This window comes from Micromonospora taraxaci (genome assembly GCF_007830095.1).
Lineage (GTDB): Bacteria > Actinomycetota > Actinomycetes > Mycobacteriales > Micromonosporaceae > Micromonospora > Micromonospora taraxaci.
The window spans coordinates 762984-783343 of the sequence record NZ_VIWZ01000001.1; the positions used below are offsets into that span (position 1 = coordinate 762984).

Here is a 20360-nt window from a genome sequence, read left to right on the forward strand (position 1 = left end):
CCGCCGGTCAGCGCCGCGGATCCAACTCGTCCAACAACGACGGGTCCCGCCGGATCAACTCGGCCAACCGGGCCGCCGGGTCCGGGGTCAAGCCGACCGGTCCGGGAGCCCAGGCGGGCACCGTCCGGCCGGACAGCGGCCACGTCGGTGGAGGTTCCATCGGGGCCGCCGCGGGCACCGGACCGACAGTGACGTCCGACCCGTCCCAGGACACCCGCAACGGGTACGTCCGCCCGTCGTGCTCCACGTGCACGGTGACCGCCAGCCCCGGGTGGGCACCGACGACCTGGCGTACCGCCTCGGCCACCTCCTCGACCGGACCCCACCCGGCCGTGTCGCCCGAGGGGTCGGCCCCCGCGTGGCGGGGGTCGTGCCGGCCCGGCCGGGCGTTGCCGCGCCCGAGAACCGGCTGACCCGACGGCGGTGTGGTGTCGTCCTGGTCGTTGACCCGTCGGCGTTGCGCCTCCTCGCGCCGGGCCAGTCGCGCCAGCGTCTCGTCGAGGTCACCCCTCACCACATCACTCCTTCCCGCCACGGCCGGAGCCGGTCGGCTCAGGCCCTCCGGTCCCGCGTTGCCCGGTCCAGCGCACGGTCCAGGACGACCAGCAGAGCGTCCCGCACCGACAGCCGGTCCCGGGCGTCGAACTGCACCAGCGGCACATGGTCGCCGATGGCCAGCGCCCAACGGATCTCGCCGAGCTCCAAGGCCAGGCGCCCGTCGAAGGCGTTGACCCCGACCACGAACGGCAGCCCGGCCCGCTCGAAGAAGTCGATCGCCGGGAAGCAGTCGTCCAGCCGGGAGCTGTCCACCACCACCAGCGCGCCCAGCGCCCCCCGCGCGAGGTCGTCCCACATGAAGCCGAACCGGGACTGCCCCGGCGTGCCGAACAGGTAGAGCTTGAGACTGCGGTCGATGGTCACACAACCGAAATCCATCGCCACGGTGGTGGTCGTCTTGGTCGACCGGGCACCCGGGTCGTCCACGCCGATCCCGGCGGTGGTCATCTCAGCCTCGGTGGTGAGGGGTGCGATCTCGGAGATCGCGCCGACCGTGGTGGTCTTGCCCACCCCGAAGCCCCCGGCGACCAGGATCTTGACCGGGATCGGCGGCGCGGCCGGCTTACCGACCGGCGGCGTCGGCAGCGCACCCGACGAGGGCTGGTACGGCGGCGGTGGGGCGCTCGGAGGCGGACCGGCGCGCCCGACTATCGGCCCGGTTCCCGGTGACATGCCGTACCGGGCGGCGGCGCTGTTCGCGGAGGCCCCGCCCAGCGGGGCGACCGGCCATTCAGGAGATCGCACGGAGTCCATCAATCACTCGCAGGATGAGATTGGGATCGAGGGCGTCGTCGGTGTCGGAGACGTGCACGTCCAGGTGCCCGGACGCCCGTAGGTCACCGACCAGGACCCGCGTCACACCGAAGTGCAACCGGGTCCGGGCCGAGATCTCGGCCACCGAGATCGGCTCGGCGCAGAGCGCGATGATCGCCTGGATCTCCGGTGCCATCACCGCGTCCGGCGGGCCGGACCACCAGCCGCTGTCCATCCGGACGGTCACCTGGGTCTCCAGCCCGATCGCCGGGTCGGCACCGGCCACCCGCCCGGAGGTGAGCACGAACGGACGCGGACCTGCCGGCCCGCCACCGCCCAGCTCCGGCTCGGGCAGCGCCGGTGCCGCCGCGCCGTCCCCCGCAGGAGGCGGCGTGCGCAGGTACGGGCGGATCCGGACCCTGGGGTCCGGGTCCGCGTCCTCGCCGGCGACCTCCGGGGTCACTGCTGGACGGCGTTCTTCAACTCGACGATCAGACGCGGGGTCAGGGCACCGCCGGCCCGCCCGGCGAAGAGCGTCATCTCGTATGCGACGGTGCCCAGGTTCGCCGACCGGTCGGCGACCACCCCGAGCACGGAACCGCTGCTGATCGCGCTGATCAGCAGGTAACCGTCGGCCATGTCGACGATCACCCGGTTCAGACCGCCGAGCGCGTACCAGCTGGCTGCCCCACCGGCCAGGCTGGTCATCCCGGACACGACAGCCGCCAACCGTTCCGCGTTGGACCGGTCCTTGATCGCCGACATGGCCATCAGCAGGCCGTCCGAGGAGACCGCGATCGCCTCCAGGACCCCGGCTGTGCTGGAAGTGAAGGAATCAAGCAGCCAGTTGAACGTGCGGGCCTCCGGGCTGAGGTCCCCACTGGCGGCGGGCTGGCTCTGGTGCTCGACATTGTCGTGCAGGAAGGGGCTGGTCACCGTGATGATCCTTCTTCGTTCCGGTGGTCTGGGCTGACTTCGCGCAGAGCGCGGGCAACGCCCGCCTCGAACTCGCTGATGAGGTTCCGGACCTCGGCCGGGTCACCGAGGTGCGTACTGGGCGGTTGGCACGCCGGGACGACGGTGAGGTTCGCCCCCGGCACCCGTCGGCTCAGCCGGGGTCGACCCGGAGCGCCGTCCGACGGGCCAGCGTTGTCTGCCACCGTCGGACCGGCGCCTCCCGGTGTGCTCGGCAGGTCGACTGTCGCGCCCGGGTCGGCCACGCTGGACCTGACGCCTGTCGCCTCGGCTCGGCGTACACCGGCTTGGAACGCCTCGACCAACGCGCGGGCCGCGGCGGGGTCCGCCCCGGTGGCGTCGACCGGCCGGGTCGGCGCGGTGGAGGCGCCCAGGCTGGCCCCGGGCACCCGCTGCCGGATCCGCGGCCCGGCCGGCGCGGCCGACGGTTCCGGCGCCGGGGGCGTGGGGGGATCGGCCTGCTCGGGCTGGCTGTGGCCGAACGCGTTCCAGGACGGGCCAGCCTCCAGGCTGCGGGTGGCCCGGCTGAGGAGATCCGAGTCGAATCGGGCCGGCGAGGCGACGGCTGCCGCGAGAGCGCGGGCGTCCTGCTCGGTCTCCGCTGCCGCCGGCGTACGCCGGTCTCGTTCCGGCACGGTGGCCCGGGCCACGGCAGCTCCGGCCCGGTCGGCGCGGCGCAGCACCAGTGACGTCGACGGGATCTCCAGGTGTGCGGTCACCCCACCGCCTCCGGTGGCGGCCAGACCCACCTCCCAGCCGTGCCGACGTGCCAGCCGACCGACCACGAAGAGACCGAGCACCTCGGTGGGGGCCAGGTCGAGCCGTTCCCGGCGGGTGAACCGAGCGTTCTCCTCGGCCAGCCGCTGTTCGCTCATGCCGATTCCGTGGTCGACCACTGTGATCCGCGCGCCGAGGCCGGCCGCCTCGGCGGCCACCAGCACCCGGGTGTGCGGCGGCGAGAAGACCGTGGCGTTCTCCATCAGCTCGGCCAACGCCAGGATGAGGTCGCCGACCACCGCCGGCGCGGCCGAGATGCCCGCCGGCACCCGCACCTCGACCCGGGTGTAGTCCTCGATCTCGCCCAGCGCCAACCGGACCAGGTCGGCCAGCGGCACCGGCGCGGTGTGGCCGTCGGCCCCGGCCGCGCCGGAGAGCACCACCAGGCTGCCGGCGTTTCGGCGCAGCCGGCTGGAGATGTGGTCGAGGCGGTACAGGTGCTCCAGCCGACCCGGGTCGGCCTCCTGCTGCTCCAACCTGTCGATCAGTGCGATCTGCCGGCCCACCAGGTTCTGGGTGCGCCGCCCGACGTGACCGAACATCTGCGCCACGTTGCGTCGGCCGGCGACCTGCCGCTCGACCAGCCGCGCCGCGGTGTTCTGCACCCGGTCGAAGGCCCGCGCCAGGTCGCCGATCTCGTCGTTGGCCCGGATGTCCACCGGTTCCAAACGGACCGGTTGTGGGCTCTCCGCCTCGTCGTCGGTCACCCGGACCAGCTCGGCCTCGGCGACCCGGGCGACCCGGTCGGCGGAGCTGGTGAGGCGGGTCAACGGTCGAGCCACCGTCCGCGCGACCGCCACACTGAGCAGCACCACCAGCGTCAGGATCAACGCCGCCGCGGCACCGACCAGGTACGCGGCGGTGAGCGCCCGCCGCTGCTCGGCGGTCGCCTCGGCGAGGACGTCGGCGATCAGCTTCTTCTCGACGAACTGGCCGAGCCGGATCATCGTGCGGACGGCCGGGAAGAGCGCCTCCATCGGCACGGGGCGGACTGCGGCGGCCGGGTCCCGGGCGCTGGTGACCAGGAAGTCCGGGCTGGTACGAGCGGCCACAGCCGCGTCGTTGAGCTGGGCCACAGCGAGCTGTTCGGGCGTGATCAGGCTGCGGAAGCGTGCGTTGTCGACCTGGAGCGCGGCGATGCACGCCACGTAACCGGCGACGGTGTCCGGGGTGCCGGCCGCCTTGACGAGCAGACTCAACGTGGCGCAGGAGGCCAGGCCCTCGTCGGACCGGAGCAGCCCGTCGAGAGCGAGCACCTGACGACCCGGCAACGTGTCCGTGTCCACACCGAACACCAGCCGCAGGGACTCGATGATCCCCGTGTTGATCGGGCGGAACCTCTCCATCACCTGACCGGGGTTCGCGGCCCGGGCCAGCACGGCGGCCCGCAGGTCGACGAGGCTGTCCACCCGGTCCAGGGCGTTGTCCACCCGGTCGGTCAACGCTTCGTTGCGACCGGCTCTCAGGTCGGCCACCCGGTCGTCCACGTCGGCGGACTTGCGGACCAGTTCGCTCCGTTCCACCCGGCCGAGCAGGTAACCGATGGAGAGGATGCGTTCCTGCTGCAGCTCCTGGACCAGGCTGCCGACCCGGCTGGCGAGACGTACCCGCTCGGCGGTGTCGCCGGCCCGCTGCGCTGCGGCCACCCGGTCGAGCATGACCGGCACGGCGAGTCCGACCATGCTGAGCAGCGGGATCACCACGAGCAGGGCGAGCTTGCCGCGGATGCGGAGCCTACCGAGCAGCATCGAACGCCCCCCACTGTGCGGTCTCCGGTTCCCGGACGACGCCGGCGGGTTGCAGCCCTCGGGGCTCGCTGACCGTTGGTTGCCACGAGTCGTTGCGCACCGGAGTGTCCGGGCTGTCGGTGTGGCTGGCGGCGAGGGCGGCCCGGCGTCGGGCCCGGGCAGCGGCGTTGAGCAGCAGCGCGGCGAGCCAGCCCAGCAACAGCACTGCCACCACCCCCGCTGCGATGATCAACCAGCGGTCCCGGTCCAGCTCGTCGATGCGCTCCACCAGTTGGGCGTCGAGTTCGGCGAGGATGACCGGCTGAAGCTGACGCGCCGAGCGGTGCGTGTTGAGCGCGGCAGCGGCCAACTGGGCCTGGTCCACGAGACCCGTGCCCTTAGCCGGCGTGGAGTAGGCGGCCAGCGCCTCCACCGAGCGCTGGTAGGTGTCGAGCGGGGTCAGCACGTTGGCACCGAGGTCGGTGCTCTCCGAACCGTCCACGGCGGAGCGCAGGTTGTCGACGAGGTCGCCGGCGGGTGCCAGCGCGGCCACCCGCAGGCCGCTCAGCTCCATCAGGCCTCGGGCCTGCTCGGCGGCGGGTCGACGGGAGATCAGCGAACCCAGGTCGGCGAGTCGACCGGCGGCCACCACCGCCTCGGGCAGTTCCTGGCCGGCGCTGTCCTGAAGGAAGAAGGAGTCGGCCACGGGGTCGCGGACCAGCCCGGAGCTCTCCCGGACCTTGCGGTGCAGGGCCAGCAGAAGATCGGAGACCTCCCCGTACGCCGTGTACGCGGACTCCGGGTCGGAGGCGCTGCGTCCGCGCAGCGCCTCCAGCTTGGCCCGTACGCCGGCCCAGCGTTCCTGGCTGAGCAGTTCGACGCCGATGCGGGCGTCCACCGCGGCGGCCTCCTCGACCGCCCGGTCCAACGCCTCCTGGGCGACCGGGCGGCCGTTGACGGTGGCGGACTGGGCCTCCACCAGGGCGTCGGTGACTCCGGCCAGAGCGGTGAGGTACTGCACGCCGAGCCGTTCGCGGGCGGCCAGGGACCGGTCGTCACTGGTCTGTTGCCAGGCGAACGTGACGAGCAGCCCCACCGGCGCGAGTAGTGCCCCGATGAGCAGCAGCGGCAGCAGACGGCCCATGGTGGACGGCCGTCGGCGGGCCCGCGGCGCGGGGACTGTCATGTGTTGTCTCCTCCGGCGTGGGCGCGGATTGGCGCGGTCTCGGGTAGCCGAACAGTCCCGTGCACCGGACCGGAAAACTAATCGAACGCCCCACTCGTCAGGCCTTGGTCGCCGAGTCAGGTTCGCGTCACTTCGAGCGATGTCACCATTTGTCCGCGTCCTGGGCACGCTCTGTTGCGGCGATGGGTGTGACATGGAGGGATCGATAGGGATATCCGCGAAAAGATCGGAATTCACGGAATCCGAAGTCAACTCACTGGGCCGCGTCGGACGTTGCGCGCTCGCACCCTTGTCCGCCACCGATCGGGGCAACCGGACGGACGTACGGCGGATCTCAGCCAACGCTCAGGCTGTGGGCCGTACCGTGTGCCGCATGACACCGCCGTCGCCGGCCGCGTGGTTCCGGCGTGCCCTGCCCACCCGCCGTCGCGCGATCGCCGCAGCGGCGGTCGTCGTGCTCCTGGCCGCCGCCGTGACCTGGGCGGTGTGGCCGCAGGGGCCGGGCGTACGCACCGAGAGCGCGATGCTCACCGTCCGCTCCGGACCTGCCGGCGACCAACCGGTGGACCTGGACACGACCTTCTACCTGCCCGACGACGCGTCGTCGGGTCGGAAGGTGCCGGCGGTGCTTTTGGCGCACGGGTTCGGTGGCACGAAGGAGTCGGTGCGCTCCGACGCGGAGGAGTTCGCCGGGCGCGGCTACGCGGTGCTGACCTGGACCGCGCGGGGCTTCGGCCGCAGCGGCGGCGAGATCCACCTGGACAACCCGGACTACGAGGTGCGGGACGCCCAGCGGCTGCTGGACTGGTTGGCAGCTCGGCCGGAGGTGCGTACCAACGCCGCCGGTGACCCGCAGGTGGGTGTGGTCGGCGGCTCGTACGGCGGCGGGTTGGCGCTGCTGCTGGCCGCCCAGGACACCCGGGTCGACGCGATCGTCCCGATGATTACTTGGAACGACCTGTCCCGGGCGTTCCTGCCGGAGAGCACCGGCGGGGCGCCGACCGAGGGCGTGTTCAAGAAGGGCTGGGCCGGCCTCTTCTTCGGTGGTGGGGGCAACGTGGGCTCCGGTCCGGCCGGGCTCTCCGGCGCGACCGCCGCCGCGCCGCAGGGCGCACCGGAGTCGGCCGGTCCACCCAGCCCCGGGCCGGGCGCGGGCCCGGGCAACGGTCCTGGCGGCGCCCCGACCGGTGCCGCCGACCCGTCCTGTGGTCGCTTCGCCGCCGACGTGTGCGCCGCGTACCTGCGGATCGCCACCACCGGTCGCGCCGACCAGGCTGCCGTGGACCTGCTGCGTCGGTCCAGCCCGGCGGGCGTACTGGACCGGATCAAGGCGCCCACCCTGCTGGTGCAGGGCGAGGCGGACACGCTCTTTCCCCTCGGCGAGGCCGACGCGAACGCGCGCGGCATCGCCGCCACCGGCACCCCGGTCCGCGTCGCCTGGTTCACCGGGGGGCACGACGGGGGCAGTGGACCCCGCTCGGACGAGGACCGGGTGAAGTTCCTGACCGTCCAGTGGCTCGACCACTACGTCAAGGGTGAGGGCGGCGCGCCCGGTGACGACTTCACCTGGTCCCGGATCGCCGGGTTCGACGCGCTCGACAGGGGTCTCGTCGCCACCGCCTTCCGCCGCGCCGACTACCCGGGTCTGACCGGCAACGCGCGCCGGGAGATCCCGGTCGCCGGTCCGGCCCAGCCGGTCGCGAACCCGCCCAACGGCAACCCGGCCGCCATCTCCTCGATCCCGTTCGCGGGTGGCCTCGCCTCGCTGCTGGACGGCGTCGCCGGCGACGTGCCCGGCCAGCACGCCCGGTTCGAGTCGGCGCCGCTGACCGAGGCGGTGGACGTCGCCGGGGCGCCCACCGTCACCGTGCGGGCCGCGTCGCCGACCGGCGAGGCGGTGCTCTTCGTCAAGCTCTACGACGTCGACCCGGACGGCGCGGCCACCCTGCCGAACGGGCTGGTCGCCCCGATCCGGCTCACCGGCCTGCCGCAGCAGGTGCAGGACGCCCGCCCGGTCACCGTGACGCTGCCCGCGATCGTCCGGCGGGTGGAGGCCGGCCACCGGCTGCGCCTCGTGGTGGCCACCTCCGACCAGGCGTACACCACACCCGCGCAACCGACCGTCTACACGGTCGCGGCGGACGGCGCGGTCACAGTGCCCACTGTCAGCGGCGAGCCGATCCCCACCGCCGCGACGCTCTGGCGCTGGGTGCTCGCCGGCCTGCTCGCCGCCATCGCGGTCGGGCTCGTCGTGGTCGTCGCAGTGGTCCGCCGCCGACACCGTCGCCAGGACCGCTCGGTGCATCCGGAGTACGCGGACACCCCGCTGGCCGTGCGCGCACTACGCAAGGAGTACGCGGACGGCTTCGTCGCCGTGTCGAACGTGGACTTCGAGGTGCACCCGGGTCAGGTGGTGGGTCTGCTCGGGCCCAACGGCGCCGGCAAGACGACCACCCTGCGGGTGTTGATGGGGTTGACCCAGCCGACCGCCGGGGAGATCTACGTCTTCGGTCGCCGGCTGGTGCCCGGCTCGCCGGTGCTGTCGAGGATCGGCGCACTGGTCGAGGGGCCTGGTTTCCTGCCGCACCTGTCGGGTCTGGAGAACCTGAAGGCGTACTGGCGAGCCACCGGGCGGCCGTGGGAGGACGCGCAGTTCGACGCGGCGTTGGAGATCGCCGGCCTGGGCGACTCGGTGCACCGGAAGATCAAGAACTACAGCCACGGCATGCGTCAGCGCCTGGCCATCGCCCAGGCCATGCTCGGCCTCCCCGAGTTGCTGGTGCTGGACGAGCCCACCGACGGGCTCGACCCGCCGCAGATCGCCGAGATGCGCCGGGTGCTCCAGCGCTACGCCACGGACGGTCGGGCGGTGCTCGTCTCCAGCCACCTGTTGGCCGAGGTCGAGCAGACCTGCACGCACGCGGTGGTGGTGAACAAGGGCCGGATCGTGGCGTCCGGGCCGGTGGAGGAAATCGTGGGCGAGTCGCCGAGTGTGCTGTTCGACGTCAGCGACCGGGTCGCGGCGCGGGCGGTGCTGGACCGGCTGCACGGCGTCCGGGTGCTGCCGGAGAGCGACGGCCAGTTGGTGGTGGACACCAACGGAACGGCCCGCAGCGAGGTGGTGGCCGAGCTGGTGCGCGCCGGCATCGGGGTGGACCGGGTGGTGCCCCGGCGCCGCCTGGAGGACGCGTTCCTCGCCCTGGTGGGCGAGAACTCTCGGGGAAGCGGTGACCGGTGATGGTTGTTTCCGAAGCGGGCGAGGCCCGCGGTTACCGGGCGTCGGCCACCATGCCCTTCGCGGCGGAGTTCCGGCGGCAGGCGTCCCGGCGGCGTACCCAGTTGGCGCTCGGCTTCATGGTGCTGCTGCCGCTGATCATCCTGATCGCCTTCCAGTTCGACTCGGGCGACGACGACAACGGCCGCAACGAGTTCTCCAGCCTGGTCGAGTTGGCCACCTCGGGCGGCCTCAACTTCACCCTGTTCTCGATCTTCGTGTCGGCGTCGTTCCTGCTGGTGGTCGTCGTCGCGCTGTTCTGCGGGGACACGGTGGCGAGCGAGGCGAGCTGGGGGAGCCTGCGTTACCTGCTGGCGATCCCGGTGCCACGGGCCCGGTTGCTGACGGTGAAGCTGGTGGTCGCGCTCGCGTACTCGGGGCTGGCCCTGCTGTTGTTGGCCGGGACCGCGCTGCTGGTCGGGACCCTGCGGTACGGCTGGTCGCCGCTGCGCAGCACGGTCGCCGCCGAGCTGGAACCCACCGAGGGGCTGCTCCGGTTGCTGGCGGTGCTCGGCTACCTGGCTGTCGTACTCCTGGTGGTGGCCGGGCTGGCGTTCCTGCTGTCGGTGACCACTGACGCCGCGTTGGGCGCGGTGGGTGGCGCGGTGCTGCTGTGGATCCTGTCCAGCATCCTGGACCAGATCACCGCCCTGGGCGCGGTACGCGACTTCCTGCCCACCCACTTCAGCACCGCCTGGCTGGGGCTGCTGTCGACCCCGGTGCAGACCGACGACGTGGTACGCGGCTGCGTCTCGGCGATCGGCTACGCGACGCTGTTCTGGGGGTTGGCGTTCTGGCGCTTCACCCGCAAGGACATCACGTCCTAGGGGCTGCGCTCACAGCCGACCCTCAGGCGGGCTCACCGACGACGGCACCGCGCTCGGCGCCGGCGGCCGGGCTGGACGCGTCGGCACCGGCGTGGCCGGGGCGGCCTTCTTCCAGGCGCTGACGCCGATCCGGCCGGTGTTGCCGAGGTCGACCGGCCCGTCCGGGTCGACCTCGGCGGCCGGCTGCCCGGCAGCCGGTGCGACAGTCAGGTACTTCCCGTTCGTCGCGACCACTGTCGAATCGGTGACGAGGTTGCGCCAGAGCACCACGGCGGTGGCCCGCTCGGCGGGGGCGAGGGTGACCGGCCCGGCCGGCTGGTCGAAGCCCGAGGTGATCTCCTTGGCGCCGTTGACCACGCGCAGCATGACCGGCTCGCGCTGTTCGTCGAACACGTGCAGGATCGGGTACCCGTTGAGCTGGTAGGGGCGGTCGCCGCAGTTGACCAGCTCAAGGCCGAGGGCGCGTAGGCCCATCGCGGCGTCCGACCCGGTGGACCGGATCTGCACGCCGGAGGCCGGACACGCCGCCAGCGGCTCGATGCTTGCCGACGGGGTGGGGCTCGACAGGGTCGGCGGCGGGCCCGTCGGGTCTCCGCCCTGGCCGCGATGGTCGCCGGGGGTGCAGGCGGTGAGCAGAAGAGCCGCCGCGATCGCTGCGCCGGCCCGTCGCCGTGCTGCCGTATGGCTGGAGATCATCTGTCGATCCTCACCCATCGAGGTGTCCCACCGCTGCCCGACCCTCGCGCCGCAGGCCGGGCCGTTCCAGTCCGGCGCTTCCGCCATTGCGTCGCTGCCCGGTCGCGCCGCGGCAAGATCGAGCGTGACCTTGACTAGCGGCCCTCCTGCCCCGGGTGCCGGGCAGCTGGACAGGTGCCATCCATACTATGGGAGCGTGCCCACGAGGTCTTTGCCTGTGTTGTTCGCGCATTGGTGCAGGTCTGTGGCTTGGCAGCCTCCTCGGGCGGCGAGGAGCGCTCGACGCGGCGCGCTCGACGGCGGTACATTCCGACCGGGGACTTTCCCACTAGCAAGGAATTTATAAGCTTCGATACTTTCATGCCTCACATTGAAGAGATCTGTTTCCTTCGATGGAGGTACCCATGAACGTCTCTCGGCTCGGCGGGCCGACCCTGTCCCTGTTCCGCATCGTGATCGGTCTGTTGTTCGCGTTGCATGGTCTGACTTCGGTCTTCGGGTTGTTCGGCGGCAACCCGATGACCGGCCAGGCGGTACCGGTCGGCACCTGGCCAGGCTGGTGGGCCGCCCTGATCCAGTTGGTCTGCGGCGCCCTGGTGCTGGTCGGGCTGTTCACCCGACCAGCCGCCCTCCTCGCGTCCGGCTCGATGGCGTACGCCTACTTCGTCGTGCACCAGCCGGACCACCTGCTGCCGCTGCAGAACGGGGGTGAACTGTCGGCCCTCTTCTGCTGGTCGTTCCTGCTGGTCGCCGCGCTCGGCTCCGGCCCGTGGGCGCTCGACGCACTGCTCTTCCGACGCCGCACCGATGCTCCGCCGTCCTCGGTGGCCGAACCCAGCCCGGTGTCCGTCTGACCGCACCCGTTCCGCGCGTCGCCGGAGCCCCGACGAGGTGGTTCCGGCGACGCGCGCCGGGGGAGTGGTCTGGGGAAGTGGTCCGTCCGGTGATGCCGTGAACGATTCAGCTCCAAAGGCTGCGCGGGACAGGTTCGGGACCAGGGAGCCGGGGTGGTCAGGCCTGCGGGCGGGAGGTGAGGACCGCGTCCAGGAGGCCGGGGTAGAGCTTGTCCACCTCGTCGCGGCGGAGCCGCACCAGGCGGCTGGTGCCGGCGGCGCGGGTGCGGGTCAGGCCCGCCTCGCGCAGCACCTTCAGGTGGTGGCTGCGGGTCGCCTTGGAGACGCCGAAGTCGAAGCTTCCGCAGGCGGCCTCACCGCCCTCGGCGAGCGCCCGGACGATCTGTAGCCGCACGTCGTCAGCGAGTGCGGCCAGCACAGCAGTGACCGGTACGGCGGTCAGGTCGGGCTCGTGCGGCTCCATGTGACCAGTGTAACCGTTGTTCGACAATTCTCGAACAAGCTCCTAGGGTCGGTGTCGTTAGTTCGACGATACTCGAACATTGGAGCTGCCGATGCGATCCCGCGCCGCCGCTTACCCGCTGATCGCCGTCCTCGGCTGGGGGGTGATGTTCCCGGTCCTGGCCAGCGCGTTGAACCGGGTCGACCCGCTCAACCTGACCACCGCCCGTTACCTCCTCGCCGCCGTCGTCCTGGTCGCCATCCTGCTGCTCCGCGAGGGTGTCGACGCGCTGCGGCCCGGTGCCCGGATGGTCGAGGTGGCGGTACTCGGCGTGGTCGGCTTCGCCGGCTTCAACGTGCTCACCAACCTGGCGCTCGAACACGCCGCCCCGCAGCAGGTGTCGCTCTTCGTGGCCACCACCCCGGTGATCACCCAACTGGTCCGTTGGGCCCGTGACGGCGTACGCCCGAAGCCGCTCCTGCTAGGCCTCTCCCTGGTGGCGCTCCTCGGCGTCGGCCTGGTGATCACCCGCGGCAGCCTGGCCGGGCTCGGTCAGTTCGGTGTCGGCGGTCTGATGATGATCGGCGCGGTGCTCGGTTGGGGCATCTACACGCACGGTGCCAGCCGCTTCGGCGGGTGGTCGCCACTGCGCTTCACCACGCTGACCGCGCTCGCCGGCACCGCCGCGATGCTGGCCGCGAGCATCGGCGCGGACGCCGTCGGCTGGCAGCACGCGCCGGCCGCCGCCGACCTCGTGGCGGTCACCCCACAGTTGGCGTACGCCGTGATTGTGGGAGCTGTCATCGCGGTGCTGGCCTGGAACACCGGAGTGCAGCGGCTCGGTGCCGCCAACGCCGCGCTGTTCATGAATCTGGTCCCGGTGACCACGTTCGCGGTGCAGATCGCCCGCGGCTACCGTCCGGAGCCGGTCGAGTTGGTCGGTGCCGCCGTCACCATCGCCGCGCTGGTCGCCGCGAACCTGGCCAACCGCCCCCGGACCCGGGCCTCGTCGCTGCCCGGTGCGAGCGCGGTCACGGATCCGATCGCGGTGACCGACCGCGCGGCGGTGAGCGCCCGCTGACCCACTACCTGGGATCAGCGGTAGCTACTGCCGACAGCGTTGTCCTAGACTCGACGGCACAACTGCATACCTCATCCAGAGGGGCTGAGGGATACGGCCCGACGACGCCCCGGCAACCACCCCGCGCGCTCACCGCTGAGCGACAGGCGGGGCAGGTGCCAATTCCGTCCCCGCCGCACCGTGCGATGCGGGGAAAGATGAGAGGACTCTCGACATGACGTCGACGCTCGCCGCCTCCGGCATCGACACCTCCGCCAGCCCCGCCCGCGCCCTGGTCTGCCGTGCCTGTTCGGCGCGCTACCCGCTCGTCGCCCAGCACGCCTGTTACGAGTGTTTCGGCCCGCTGGAGGTCGACTACGACACCGCCGCCCTGGCGACGGTCACCCGGGAGCAGATCGAGGCCGGGCCGAAGAACATCTGGCGGTACGCCGCACTCCTCCCCGCCGGTCAGGACCCGACCACCCGGGTCACCCTCGACCCGGGGCTGACCCCGTTGGTGGCGGCCCCGCACCTCGCCGCCGAGCTGGGCATCACCGCCCCGCTCTGGGTCAAGGACGACAGCGCCAACCCCACGCACTCCTTCAAGGACCGGGTCGTCTCGGTGGCGCTCACCGCAGCGAGGGCGCTCGGCTTCACCCGGTTCGCCTGCGCGTCGACCGGCAACCTGGCCAACTCGGTGGCCGCGCACGGCGCCCGTGCCGGAGTGCCCTCGGTCGTCTTCATCCCCAGTGACCTGGAACAGGGCAAGGTCATCACCACCGCCGTCTACGGCGGCGAGCTGGTCGCCATCGACGGCTCGTACGACGACGTCAACCGGCTCTGCGGCGAACTGGTGGAGACCGACGAGTTCGAGGACACCGCGTTCGTCAACGTCAACGTCCGGCCGTACTACGCGGAGGGCTCCAAGACGCTCGGCTACGAGGTTGCCGAGCAGCTTGGCTGGCGGATCCCGGCGCAGGTGGTCATCCCGATGGCCAGCGGCGAACTGCTCACCAAGATTGACAAGGCGTTCACCGAGCTGGTGGAGATCGGCCTGGTCGAGGCGCCGGCCGGCGGGTGGAAGGTCTTCGGCGCCCAGTCCGCCGGTTGCAACCCGATCGCCGTCGCCCTGCACGACGACGCCGACTCGATCACCCCGGTCAAGCCCACCGGCATCGCCAAGTCGCTCAACATCGGCGACCCGGCCGCCGGTGTCTACGCCCTGGAGGCGGTCCGCCGCACCGGCGGCTGGATGGAGTACGCCGACGACGACGAGATCCGCGCGGGCATCCGCGATCTGGCCCGCACCACAGGTGTCTTCGCGGAGACCGCTGGCGGTGTGACAGTGGCGGTGTTGCGCAAGCTGGTCGAGTCCGGTCGGCTCGACCCGACCGCGGAGACCGTGGTGTTCAACACCGGCGAGGGCCTCAAGACCATCGACGCGGTGGCCGGTCAGGTCGGGCCGACCCACCACATCAAGCCCTCGCTGCGGGCCGCCCGCGACGCCGGCCTCCTCGGCTGATCCCTCATCGTCCAGACGGAGGCGGGGCGATCCGCCGGGTAACTGGGTTTTCGCTGTGAGTGTGGAAAACCCGCCGCTACGGACTTGACGGCAGGAACCGGACGGCGCAAGATGCTCCGTGCGGGAGGGCATTTCGCCGAAGACTTTTGAAGTTCTTGCGACCCAACGCCGGAGGCGTTGTGCGAGTGTCCCTCCCGACCACGTTCGATCGGGCCAGCGAGTAATTCGCTGGCCCGATCGCTTTTCCGGGGCGCACGCTCAGCGGCATGAGCATCACCATCACGTCGTTCGACGGTGCCGAGCGGGCCGCTGTCGACGAGGCGTACCGGATCGGGTCGGCGGCCAACGACGTCGACCTGCCGGACTTCCCGCCCTTCTGCCGGCGACGCTTCGACGCGCTGTTCCATACGCCCATGCCCGGCACCCGGTCGCTCTGGGCGCTGGCCCGACTCGATGGTGTGCCAGCCGGCTACCTCCAACTGGACCTGCCCCAGTTGGACAACACCGACAACGCCACTGTCGAGCTGGTGGTGCACCCCGAGCTGCGGCGGCGGGGCGTCGGCCGGGCGCTGCACGAGCACGCGGTGCGTCTGCTCCGCGAGCACGGGCGCAAGAGGGTCGTCGCGATGGCCGTCTCCGCGCTGCCCGACGGCCCGGCGCGGTCGGCCGCTGGTGACGCCTTCGCCGCAGCCACCGGCGCCCGGTCCGCGTTGGCGGAGGTGCGTCGCCGGCTCGACGTCGGAGGGATCGACCGGGTCGCGTTGCGCGCGGCGTTGGCCGAGGCCCGGCCGCGGGCCGAGGGTTACCACTCGGTCTGCTGGCAGGGAACAACCCCGCAGGAGTACGTCGCGGACATCGCCTACCTGGACGGCCGGCTGCTCATGGACGCGCCCATGGGCGACGTGCAGTGGGAACCGGAGCAGGTGGACGCCGAACGCATCCGCGGCAACGAGCGCGCCCTGGACGCCAGGGGTCGGAGGCGCTACCACCTGGGGATGCGACACGAGGAGTCCGGCCGGCTGGTCGCCTGGACCCTGCTGGACGTGGGCGCCTCCGCCGACTGGCACGCGTTCCAGCAGATCACCATCGTCGACCCGGCCCACCGTGGGCACCGGCTCGGCCTGATCGCCAAGGCGGAGAACCTGCACCACCTGCTCACCCACGAGCCGGCGGTACAGGTGATCGACACCTGGAACGCGGCCAGCAACAGCTACATGGTGGCGATCAACGAGCAGCTCGGCTTCCGCCCGGTGGACGCCTGGACCGACTGGCAGCTCACCCTCTGACGGGTATCGGCGCTACTGCTCGCGTACCTGCCTCAGGCATGATGGCGGGCATGACGGAGACCCCGCATCCCCTGTACGAGAGGCACGCCGACACCCTCAACCGTGCGCTGACCGCGATCACGGAGCGGGGCTACTGGTCCGCCTATCCCGAATCTCCCAGCCCCCGGGTGTACGGCGAGACCGCCGCCGCCGACGGCAAGGCCGCCTTCGAGGCGTACCTCGGTGGTGATTTTCCGCTCGACCAGCCGGGCGCCGGCGTGCGGGTCGCCACCGAGACGAGCCCGTTCGGGGTGGAGTTGGCGGTGCGGTACCCGCACGCCGGTCCCGGCGAGCTGGTGAGCGCCGCCTCCGCCGCGCTGCCCGCGTGGCGCGACGCCGGCCCGCAGGCCCGGGTGGGTGTCTGCCTGGAGATCCTCGACCGGCTGCACAAGCACATCTTCGAGCTGGCCAACGCGGTGCAGTTCACCAGCGGGCAGGCGTTCGTGATGGCCTTCCAGGCCGGCGGCGCGCACGCGCTGGATCGTGCCCTGGAGGCGCTGGCGTACGCGTACGCCGAGATGACCCGTCACCCGGGCACCGCCGGTTGGGAGAAGGCCGCCGGCAAGGGCGACCCGCTGCGGATGACCAAGACGTTCCACGTGGTGCCGCGTGGGGTGGCGCTGGTGATCGGCTGCAACACCTTCCCGACCTGGAACTCGTACCCCGGGCTGTTCGCCTCGCTGGTCACCGGCAACCCGGTGATCGTCAAGCCGCACCCGCGCGCGGTGCTGCCGTTGGCCATCACTGTGAAGTACGCCCGGGAGGTGCTCGCCGAGGCGGGCTTCGACCCGAACCTGGTCATGCTGGCGGCCGAGGCCCCCGGTGAGAAGCTCGCCAGCGACCTGGCCCTGCACCAGGCCGTCAAGATCGTCGACTTCACCGGTTCCACCGAGTACGGCGACTGGCTGGAGACGCACGCCCGGCAGGCGTCGGTCTACACCGAGAAGGCCGGTCTGAACACCGTCGTCATCGACTCCACCGACGACTTCGCCGGCATGTGCCGCAACCTCGGTTTCACGCTGACCCTCTACAGCGGTCAGATGTGCACCACCTCGCAGAACATCCTCATCCCGGCCGGCGGCATCGACACCGACCAGGGGCACAAGAGCTTCGACGAGGTGGCCGGCGGGATCGCCGCAGCGGTCGGCAAGCTCACCGCCGACCCGGCCCGGGGTGTGGAGCTGACCGGCGCCATCGTCAACGACGGGGTGTTGGAGCGGTTGGCCGAGGTCACCAAGGTCGGCGAGCCGGTGTTGGAGTCGCGGACCGTGGACCACCCGGCGTACGCCGACGCGGTGGTGCGTACCCCGACGATCGTGAAGCTGGCCGCTGACGACGCGGAGACGTACGGCCGGGAGTGGTTCGGGCCCATCTCGTTCGCCATCGCGACCGACTCGACGGCGCACAGCCTGGAGCTGCTGCGTCGCACGGTCGGCGAGAAGGGCGCGCTCACCGCTGGGGTCTACTCCACCGACGAGTCGGTGCTGGACGCCACCGAGGCGGTCGCGGTCGAGGTGGGGGTGCACCTGTCCTGCAACCTCACCGGCGGGGTCTTCGTGAACCAGTCGGCGGCGTTCTCCGACTTCCACGGCAGTGGCGCCAACGCGGCGGCCAACGCGGCCCTGACCGACGGCGCGTACGTGGCGAACCGCTTCCGGATCGTCCAGTCCCGACGACCGGCCTGACACTCGACGGCCGAAGTGATCAAGAGGTTTGCGTCAGCGCGAGAGCGGTTCCTGACGCAAACCTCTTGATCACCGGTCGCTGGCGGGAGGGGAGGGTGGGGGGGTCAGGCTGGGCGGCGCATCTGCAGCTCCGTCATCGCGGGGATGTTCGGGTGGGGGACCCGTACGCCGGTGTCCTCGAAACCGAGCCGTTGGTAGGCGCGGTAGGCGCGGTCGTTGCCCACCACGACCTCCAGCAGCAACTCCGGTCGGCCGCAGGACCGCGACCAGGCGGCCACACCGTCGATCAGCTCGCCGAGCAGGCCGCTGCCCCGCCAGGTCGGCGTGACGTACACGGCGTAGATCACGGTCAGCCCCGCCTCGGTCGGAGCGATGGTGCCGCCGGCGTGCCCGACCAGCCGCCCACGGCCCGGGTCCGCGACGAACTGCGCGTTGTTCGGGCCGGCGGAGGTGTAGGCGACCCGCGCGGCGTACTCGGCGTGGGACCGGGCCGCCGCGTCCGCGATCGTCTCCAGGAAGGCCAACGGCGCGTCGGCGAGCATCTCCAGGCGCAGCGCCCGCATCCGGGCGGCATCCATCGGCCGAACCCGGCGGATCTCCGCCTGCCGCAGGCCGGGCGAACCGGTGTCGATGGTCATGTCCGCATGCCTACCACAGGGCGGAACCGGTTTCCGGCCGCGCCTCTCAGCCGCCGGTAGCCCATGGGCCCTCACCGCCATCCACCACCCTGGATCCCGGTGGATCGGAAAACCGGTCCGCCGACATGATCCAGCCGCACTGAAATATGCCCGATTTGTGGTCGTGCACGGCTGTCACTCCTCGTGTAGCGTGCGATTTCGGTCACCGCTTTCAATGGCCGTCATCGATTGCTGAGCGGTGCTCCGATGGCGTCCGGCTGTGTCGTGCGCCGGGCAGGCAACGCCGCGCAGAGTGAGGGAAGTGGCACCGTGGCACAGGGTTCCGTGAAGTGGTTCAACGCCGAAAAGGGTTACGGCTTCATCGCCGTCGACGGCGGTCAGGACGTGTTCGTCCACTTCTCCGCGATCGAGATGGACGGCTACAAGGCGTTGGAGGACGGCCAGCGGGTGGAGTTCGAGATCGCGCAGGGCCAGAAGGGTCCGCAGGCGGAACACGTACGCGTCATCGGCTGAATTTCGTGCACCGACAGCCCCGCGCGTCGGGGCAGCGGCACGGGCGCGCAACCGGGAAGATCGTGAACCGTTCCAGCCGATGCTGAGGAGCGTTCATGACCGACCAGCCACCCTCGTCCACCCCACCGTCCGGGCCGGGTGAGCCGGGCCCGTCCGACCCGACCCAGAGCCAACCCGGCCCTGCCGGTCCGCCGCCGGGTGGGGAACCAGGCGTACCGCCGGCCGGTCCTCCACCGGGGTGGGACCCCGCGCAGGGTGCCTGGGGTGCGGGCGGTCCTCCGCCGGGTGCGGATCCGGCGCAGGGCGCCTGGGGTCCGCCGCCGCAGGGCTGGGTGTTTCCGCCCACCGGGGGCTACCCGCCCGGCGCGGGTCCCTACGGCGGGCAACAGTGGCATCCGGGGCCGCCGATCGGGTGGTACCCGCCCGGTTACGGCTTCGACCCGAACGATCCCCTGGTCACCCCACCCGGCGCCGGCATCGGCGGCTGGTTCACCAGGTGCGGGGAGGCGCTGCGCCGGGGCTGGCGGCAGTTGGTGCCCATCATGCTGCTCACCCAGGTGTTGCCCGCGGCGGTGCTGTCGGTGATCTCTCTCGGGTTGGACCCGTCGGCCACGTGGGCTGCCGAGGTCGAGACGAGTTCGACAGCCGCGCTGCCGGACAACTTCGTCGCGGAACTGGCGGGTCTTTTGGCCGTGCTGGTCGGCGGGAGTCTGGTGATCGGCCTGGTGCAGGCCATCGGGTGGGCCGCCGGTAGTTGGGTGATCACCCGGCAGGCCGTGGGTCAGCCGGCCAGCCTCGACTCCGCGCTCCGCTACGGCCTTCGTCGGGCGCTCGGACTGTGGGGCTGGACCCTGCTGGTCAGTCTGCTCATCGGCATCGGAGTCTGCTTCTGCGTACTCCCGGGCATCTACCTGGCGTTCGCGCTGAGCATGGCCGGCCCGGTCTACCTCTTCGAGCGCCACAACCCGATCGGCCGATCGTTCCGGATGTTCCACGACCGGCTCGGCCTGCTGCTCGGCCGGGTGGCGCTGGTGGCCCTCGCGGTGATCGTCGTCAGCTTCGTCGCCAGCGCCATCGAAGGCTTCGGCACCGCCGCGTTCGGTACGGATCCCTTCGCCTCGGCGGGCACCGCGGTCGGTGCGGTGGTGGTGATCGGAGTCACCGCGGTCCTGGCCCTGCCGGCCCACCTCGCCCAGATGATCGGTCTGCTGCTGACGTACACCGAGCAGCGCGCCCATGAGGCGCCGGTGAACGCTGCCGGACTGGCCGCCGAACTCGGCTGAGCGGCCTCATCGTGCTTGCACTCGGCAGGGGAGAGTGCTAAACAAGTCATTGGCACTCGCATACCGTGAGTGCCAATGGTCGGGACGGTGGGGCCAGGTTGCACCGGCGTGGAGACGCCGGGGCGGCACATGGCCGGTCGTCGCGGGCTATCCGGCCCGGCCGAAGGACGTCGTCGTCGCCAGGTGGCGACGTCCCAAGGTGCGTACACCAGGCGGCCCATCCGAGGCACACATCTCGGGTGGCCCGTGAGTGTCCAGGAGGACA

Annotated in this window: 18 protein-coding genes and 1 riboswitch; of the genes, 9 read left to right on the top strand and 9 right to left on the bottom strand. The window is 71.6% G+C overall.

Features of this window, described 5'->3' with window-relative positions; genetic code table 11:
- Positions 1 to 7 precede the first annotated feature (7 nt).
- The 6 genes from FHU34_RS03620 to FHU34_RS03645 are packed head-to-tail and all read right to left on the bottom strand — an operon-like array spanning position 8 to position 5976.
- On the bottom strand, positions 8 to 514 hold the full coding sequence (locus FHU34_RS03620; RefSeq protein ID WP_145778685.1) for a hypothetical protein: 507 nt from the start codon (positions 512 to 514) through the stop codon (positions 8 to 10).
- A 38-nt stretch (positions 515 to 552) separates the two neighbouring features.
- A complete protein-coding gene (locus FHU34_RS03625) occupies positions 553 to 1311 on the bottom strand; it encodes a GTP-binding protein (protein ID WP_208744917.1) in 759 nt (252 codons plus the stop codon).
- Positions 1289 to 1774 carry a DUF742 domain-containing protein gene (locus tag FHU34_RS03630; RefSeq protein ID WP_145778686.1) on the bottom strand — a complete coding sequence of 162 codons (486 nt, stop codon included), beginning with the start codon at positions 1772 to 1774 and terminating at the stop codon, positions 1289 to 1291. The genes FHU34_RS03625 and FHU34_RS03630 overlap by 23 nt, the downstream gene beginning before the upstream one ends.
- Complete coding sequence (locus FHU34_RS03635) at positions 1771 to 2247, bottom strand: roadblock/LC7 domain-containing protein (RefSeq protein ID WP_197699335.1); 477 nt, start codon at positions 2245 to 2247, stop codon at positions 1771 to 1773. Before FHU34_RS03635 ends, FHU34_RS03630 begins: the two co-directional genes overlap by 4 nt.
- Complete coding sequence (locus FHU34_RS03640) at positions 2244 to 4811, bottom strand: sensor histidine kinase (RefSeq protein ID WP_145778687.1); 2568 nt, start codon at positions 4809 to 4811, stop codon at positions 2244 to 2246. Before FHU34_RS03640 ends, FHU34_RS03635 begins: the two co-directional genes overlap by 4 nt.
- Complete coding sequence (locus FHU34_RS03645; protein WP_145778688.1) at positions 4798 to 5976, bottom strand: hypothetical protein; 1179 nt, start codon at positions 5974 to 5976, stop codon at positions 4798 to 4800. Before FHU34_RS03645 ends, FHU34_RS03640 begins: the two co-directional genes overlap by 14 nt.
- A gap of 373 nt (positions 5977 to 6349) precedes the next feature.
- Between FHU34_RS03645 and FHU34_RS03650 the strand changes: the two genes are divergently transcribed.
- Positions 6350 to 9214, top strand: a complete 2865-nt coding sequence (locus tag FHU34_RS03650; protein WP_145778689.1) for an alpha/beta fold hydrolase — start codon at positions 6350 to 6352, stop codon at positions 9212 to 9214.
- Positions 9214 to 10077 (top strand): ABC transporter permease, encoded by an 864-nt coding sequence (locus tag FHU34_RS03655; RefSeq protein WP_145778690.1) that lies wholly within the window; start codon positions 9214 to 9216, stop codon positions 10075 to 10077. Before FHU34_RS03650 ends, FHU34_RS03655 begins: the two co-directional genes overlap by 1 nt.
- A 9-nt stretch (positions 10078 to 10086) precedes the next feature.
- Here the strand turns inward: FHU34_RS03655 and FHU34_RS03660 are convergent, their stop codons facing one another.
- On the bottom strand, positions 10087 to 10773 hold the full coding sequence (locus tag FHU34_RS03660) for a DUF4232 domain-containing protein (RefSeq protein WP_244311540.1): 687 nt from the start codon (positions 10771 to 10773) through the stop codon (positions 10087 to 10089).
- A gap of 404 nt (positions 10774 to 11177) precedes the next feature.
- Between FHU34_RS03660 and FHU34_RS03665 the strand changes: the two genes are divergently transcribed.
- Complete coding sequence (locus tag FHU34_RS03665; protein WP_145778691.1) at positions 11178 to 11627, top strand: DoxX family protein; 450 nt, start codon at positions 11178 to 11180, stop codon at positions 11625 to 11627.
- A 157-nt stretch (positions 11628 to 11784) separates the two neighbouring features.
- On the opposite strand, the gene FHU34_RS03670 is transcribed toward FHU34_RS03665, so the two are convergent.
- A complete protein-coding gene (locus tag FHU34_RS03670) occupies positions 11785 to 12090 on the bottom strand; it encodes an ArsR/SmtB family transcription factor (protein WP_145778692.1) in 306 nt (101 codons plus the stop codon).
- A 91-nt stretch (positions 12091 to 12181) separates the two neighbouring features.
- On the opposite strand from FHU34_RS03670, the gene FHU34_RS03675 reads away from it, so the two are divergent.
- The 4 genes from FHU34_RS03675 to paaN all read left to right on the top strand — a co-directional run bounded on the left by FHU34_RS03675 (position 12182) and on the right by paaN (position 17661).
- The gene (locus tag FHU34_RS03675; RefSeq protein WP_145778693.1) at positions 12182 to 13150 is read left to right on the top strand and encodes a DMT family transporter; all 969 of its coding nucleotides are present in this window, start codon (positions 12182 to 12184) and stop codon (positions 13148 to 13150) included.
- Positions 13151 to 13218: 68 nt separating this feature from the next.
- A riboswitch (SAM riboswitch) is annotated at positions 13219 to 13354 on the top strand.
- A 10-nt stretch (positions 13355 to 13364) separates the two neighbouring features.
- Complete coding sequence (gene thrC / locus FHU34_RS03680; protein WP_145778694.1) at positions 13365 to 14651, top strand: threonine synthase; 1287 nt, start codon at positions 13365 to 13367, stop codon at positions 14649 to 14651.
- A 266-nt stretch (positions 14652 to 14917) separates the two neighbouring features.
- Positions 14918 to 15937: a GNAT family N-acetyltransferase gene (locus FHU34_RS03685; RefSeq protein WP_145778695.1), complete on the top strand. Its 1020-nt coding sequence runs from the start codon at positions 14918 to 14920 to the stop codon at positions 15935 to 15937.
- A gap of 50 nt (positions 15938 to 15987) precedes the next feature.
- Complete coding sequence (paaN, locus tag FHU34_RS03690) at positions 15988 to 17661, top strand: phenylacetic acid degradation protein PaaN (protein ID WP_208744918.1); 1674 nt, start codon at positions 15988 to 15990, stop codon at positions 17659 to 17661.
- Between the two features lie 104 nt (positions 17662 to 17765).
- Here paaN and FHU34_RS03695 read toward each other — a convergent pair whose 3' ends face one another.
- Complete coding sequence (locus tag FHU34_RS03695; protein ID WP_145778697.1) at positions 17766 to 18299, bottom strand: GNAT family N-acetyltransferase; 534 nt, start codon at positions 18297 to 18299, stop codon at positions 17766 to 17768.
- A 309-nt stretch (positions 18300 to 18608) separates the two neighbouring features.
- Here FHU34_RS03695 and FHU34_RS03700 point away from each other — a divergent pair, with 309 nt between their 5' ends.
- On the top strand, positions 18609 to 18812 hold the full coding sequence (locus FHU34_RS03700; protein ID WP_088991357.1) for a cold-shock protein: 204 nt from the start codon (positions 18609 to 18611) through the stop codon (positions 18810 to 18812).
- Positions 18813 to 18907: 95 nt separating this feature from the next.
- Complete coding sequence (locus tag FHU34_RS03705) at positions 18908 to 20095, top strand: hypothetical protein (RefSeq protein ID WP_145778698.1); 1188 nt, start codon at positions 18908 to 18910, stop codon at positions 20093 to 20095.
- Positions 20096 to 20360 lie beyond the last annotated feature (265 nt).

Excerpts from the sequence above, each read along its gene's own strand:
- FHU34_RS03625 (WP_208744917.1), bottom strand. The coding sequence starts at position 1,311 with ATGGACTCCGTGCGATCTCCTGAATGGCCGGTCGCCCCGCTGGGCGGG.
- FHU34_RS03640 (WP_145778687.1), bottom strand. The coding sequence starts at position 4,811 with ATGCTGCTCGGTAGGCTCCGCATCCGCGGCAAGCTCGCCCTGCTCGTG.
- FHU34_RS03645 (WP_145778688.1), bottom strand. The coding sequence starts at position 5,976 with ATGACAGTCCCCGCGCCGCGGGCCCGCCGACGGCCGTCCACCATGGGC.
- FHU34_RS03650 (WP_145778689.1), top strand. The coding sequence starts at position 6,350 with ATGACACCGCCGTCGCCGGCCGCGTGGTTCCGGCGTGCCCTGCCCACC.
- FHU34_RS03655 (WP_145778690.1), top strand. The coding sequence starts at position 9,214 with ATGGTTGTTTCCGAAGCGGGCGAGGCCCGCGGTTACCGGGCGTCGGCC.
- FHU34_RS03660 (WP_244311540.1), bottom strand. The coding sequence starts at position 10,773 with ATGATCTCCAGCCATACGGCAGCACGGCGACGGGCCGGCGCAGCGATC.
- FHU34_RS03665 (WP_145778691.1), top strand. The coding sequence starts at position 11,178 with ATGAACGTCTCTCGGCTCGGCGGGCCGACCCTGTCCCTGTTCCGCATC.
- FHU34_RS03670 (WP_145778692.1), bottom strand. The coding sequence starts at position 12,090 with ATGGAGCCGCACGAGCCCGACCTGACCGCCGTACCGGTCACTGCTGTG.
- FHU34_RS03675 (WP_145778693.1), top strand. The coding sequence starts at position 12,182 with ATGCGATCCCGCGCCGCCGCTTACCCGCTGATCGCCGTCCTCGGCTGG.
- thrC (WP_145778694.1), top strand. The coding sequence starts at position 13,365 with ATGACGTCGACGCTCGCCGCCTCCGGCATCGACACCTCCGCCAGCCCC.
- FHU34_RS03685 (WP_145778695.1), top strand. The coding sequence starts at position 14,918 with ATGAGCATCACCATCACGTCGTTCGACGGTGCCGAGCGGGCCGCTGTC.
- paaN (WP_208744918.1), top strand. The coding sequence starts at position 15,988 with ATGACGGAGACCCCGCATCCCCTGTACGAGAGGCACGCCGACACCCTC.
- FHU34_RS03695 (WP_145778697.1), bottom strand. The coding sequence starts at position 18,299 with ATGACCATCGACACCGGTTCGCCCGGCCTGCGGCAGGCGGAGATCCGC.
- FHU34_RS03705 (WP_145778698.1), top strand. The coding sequence starts at position 18,908 with ATGACCGACCAGCCACCCTCGTCCACCCCACCGTCCGGGCCGGGTGAG.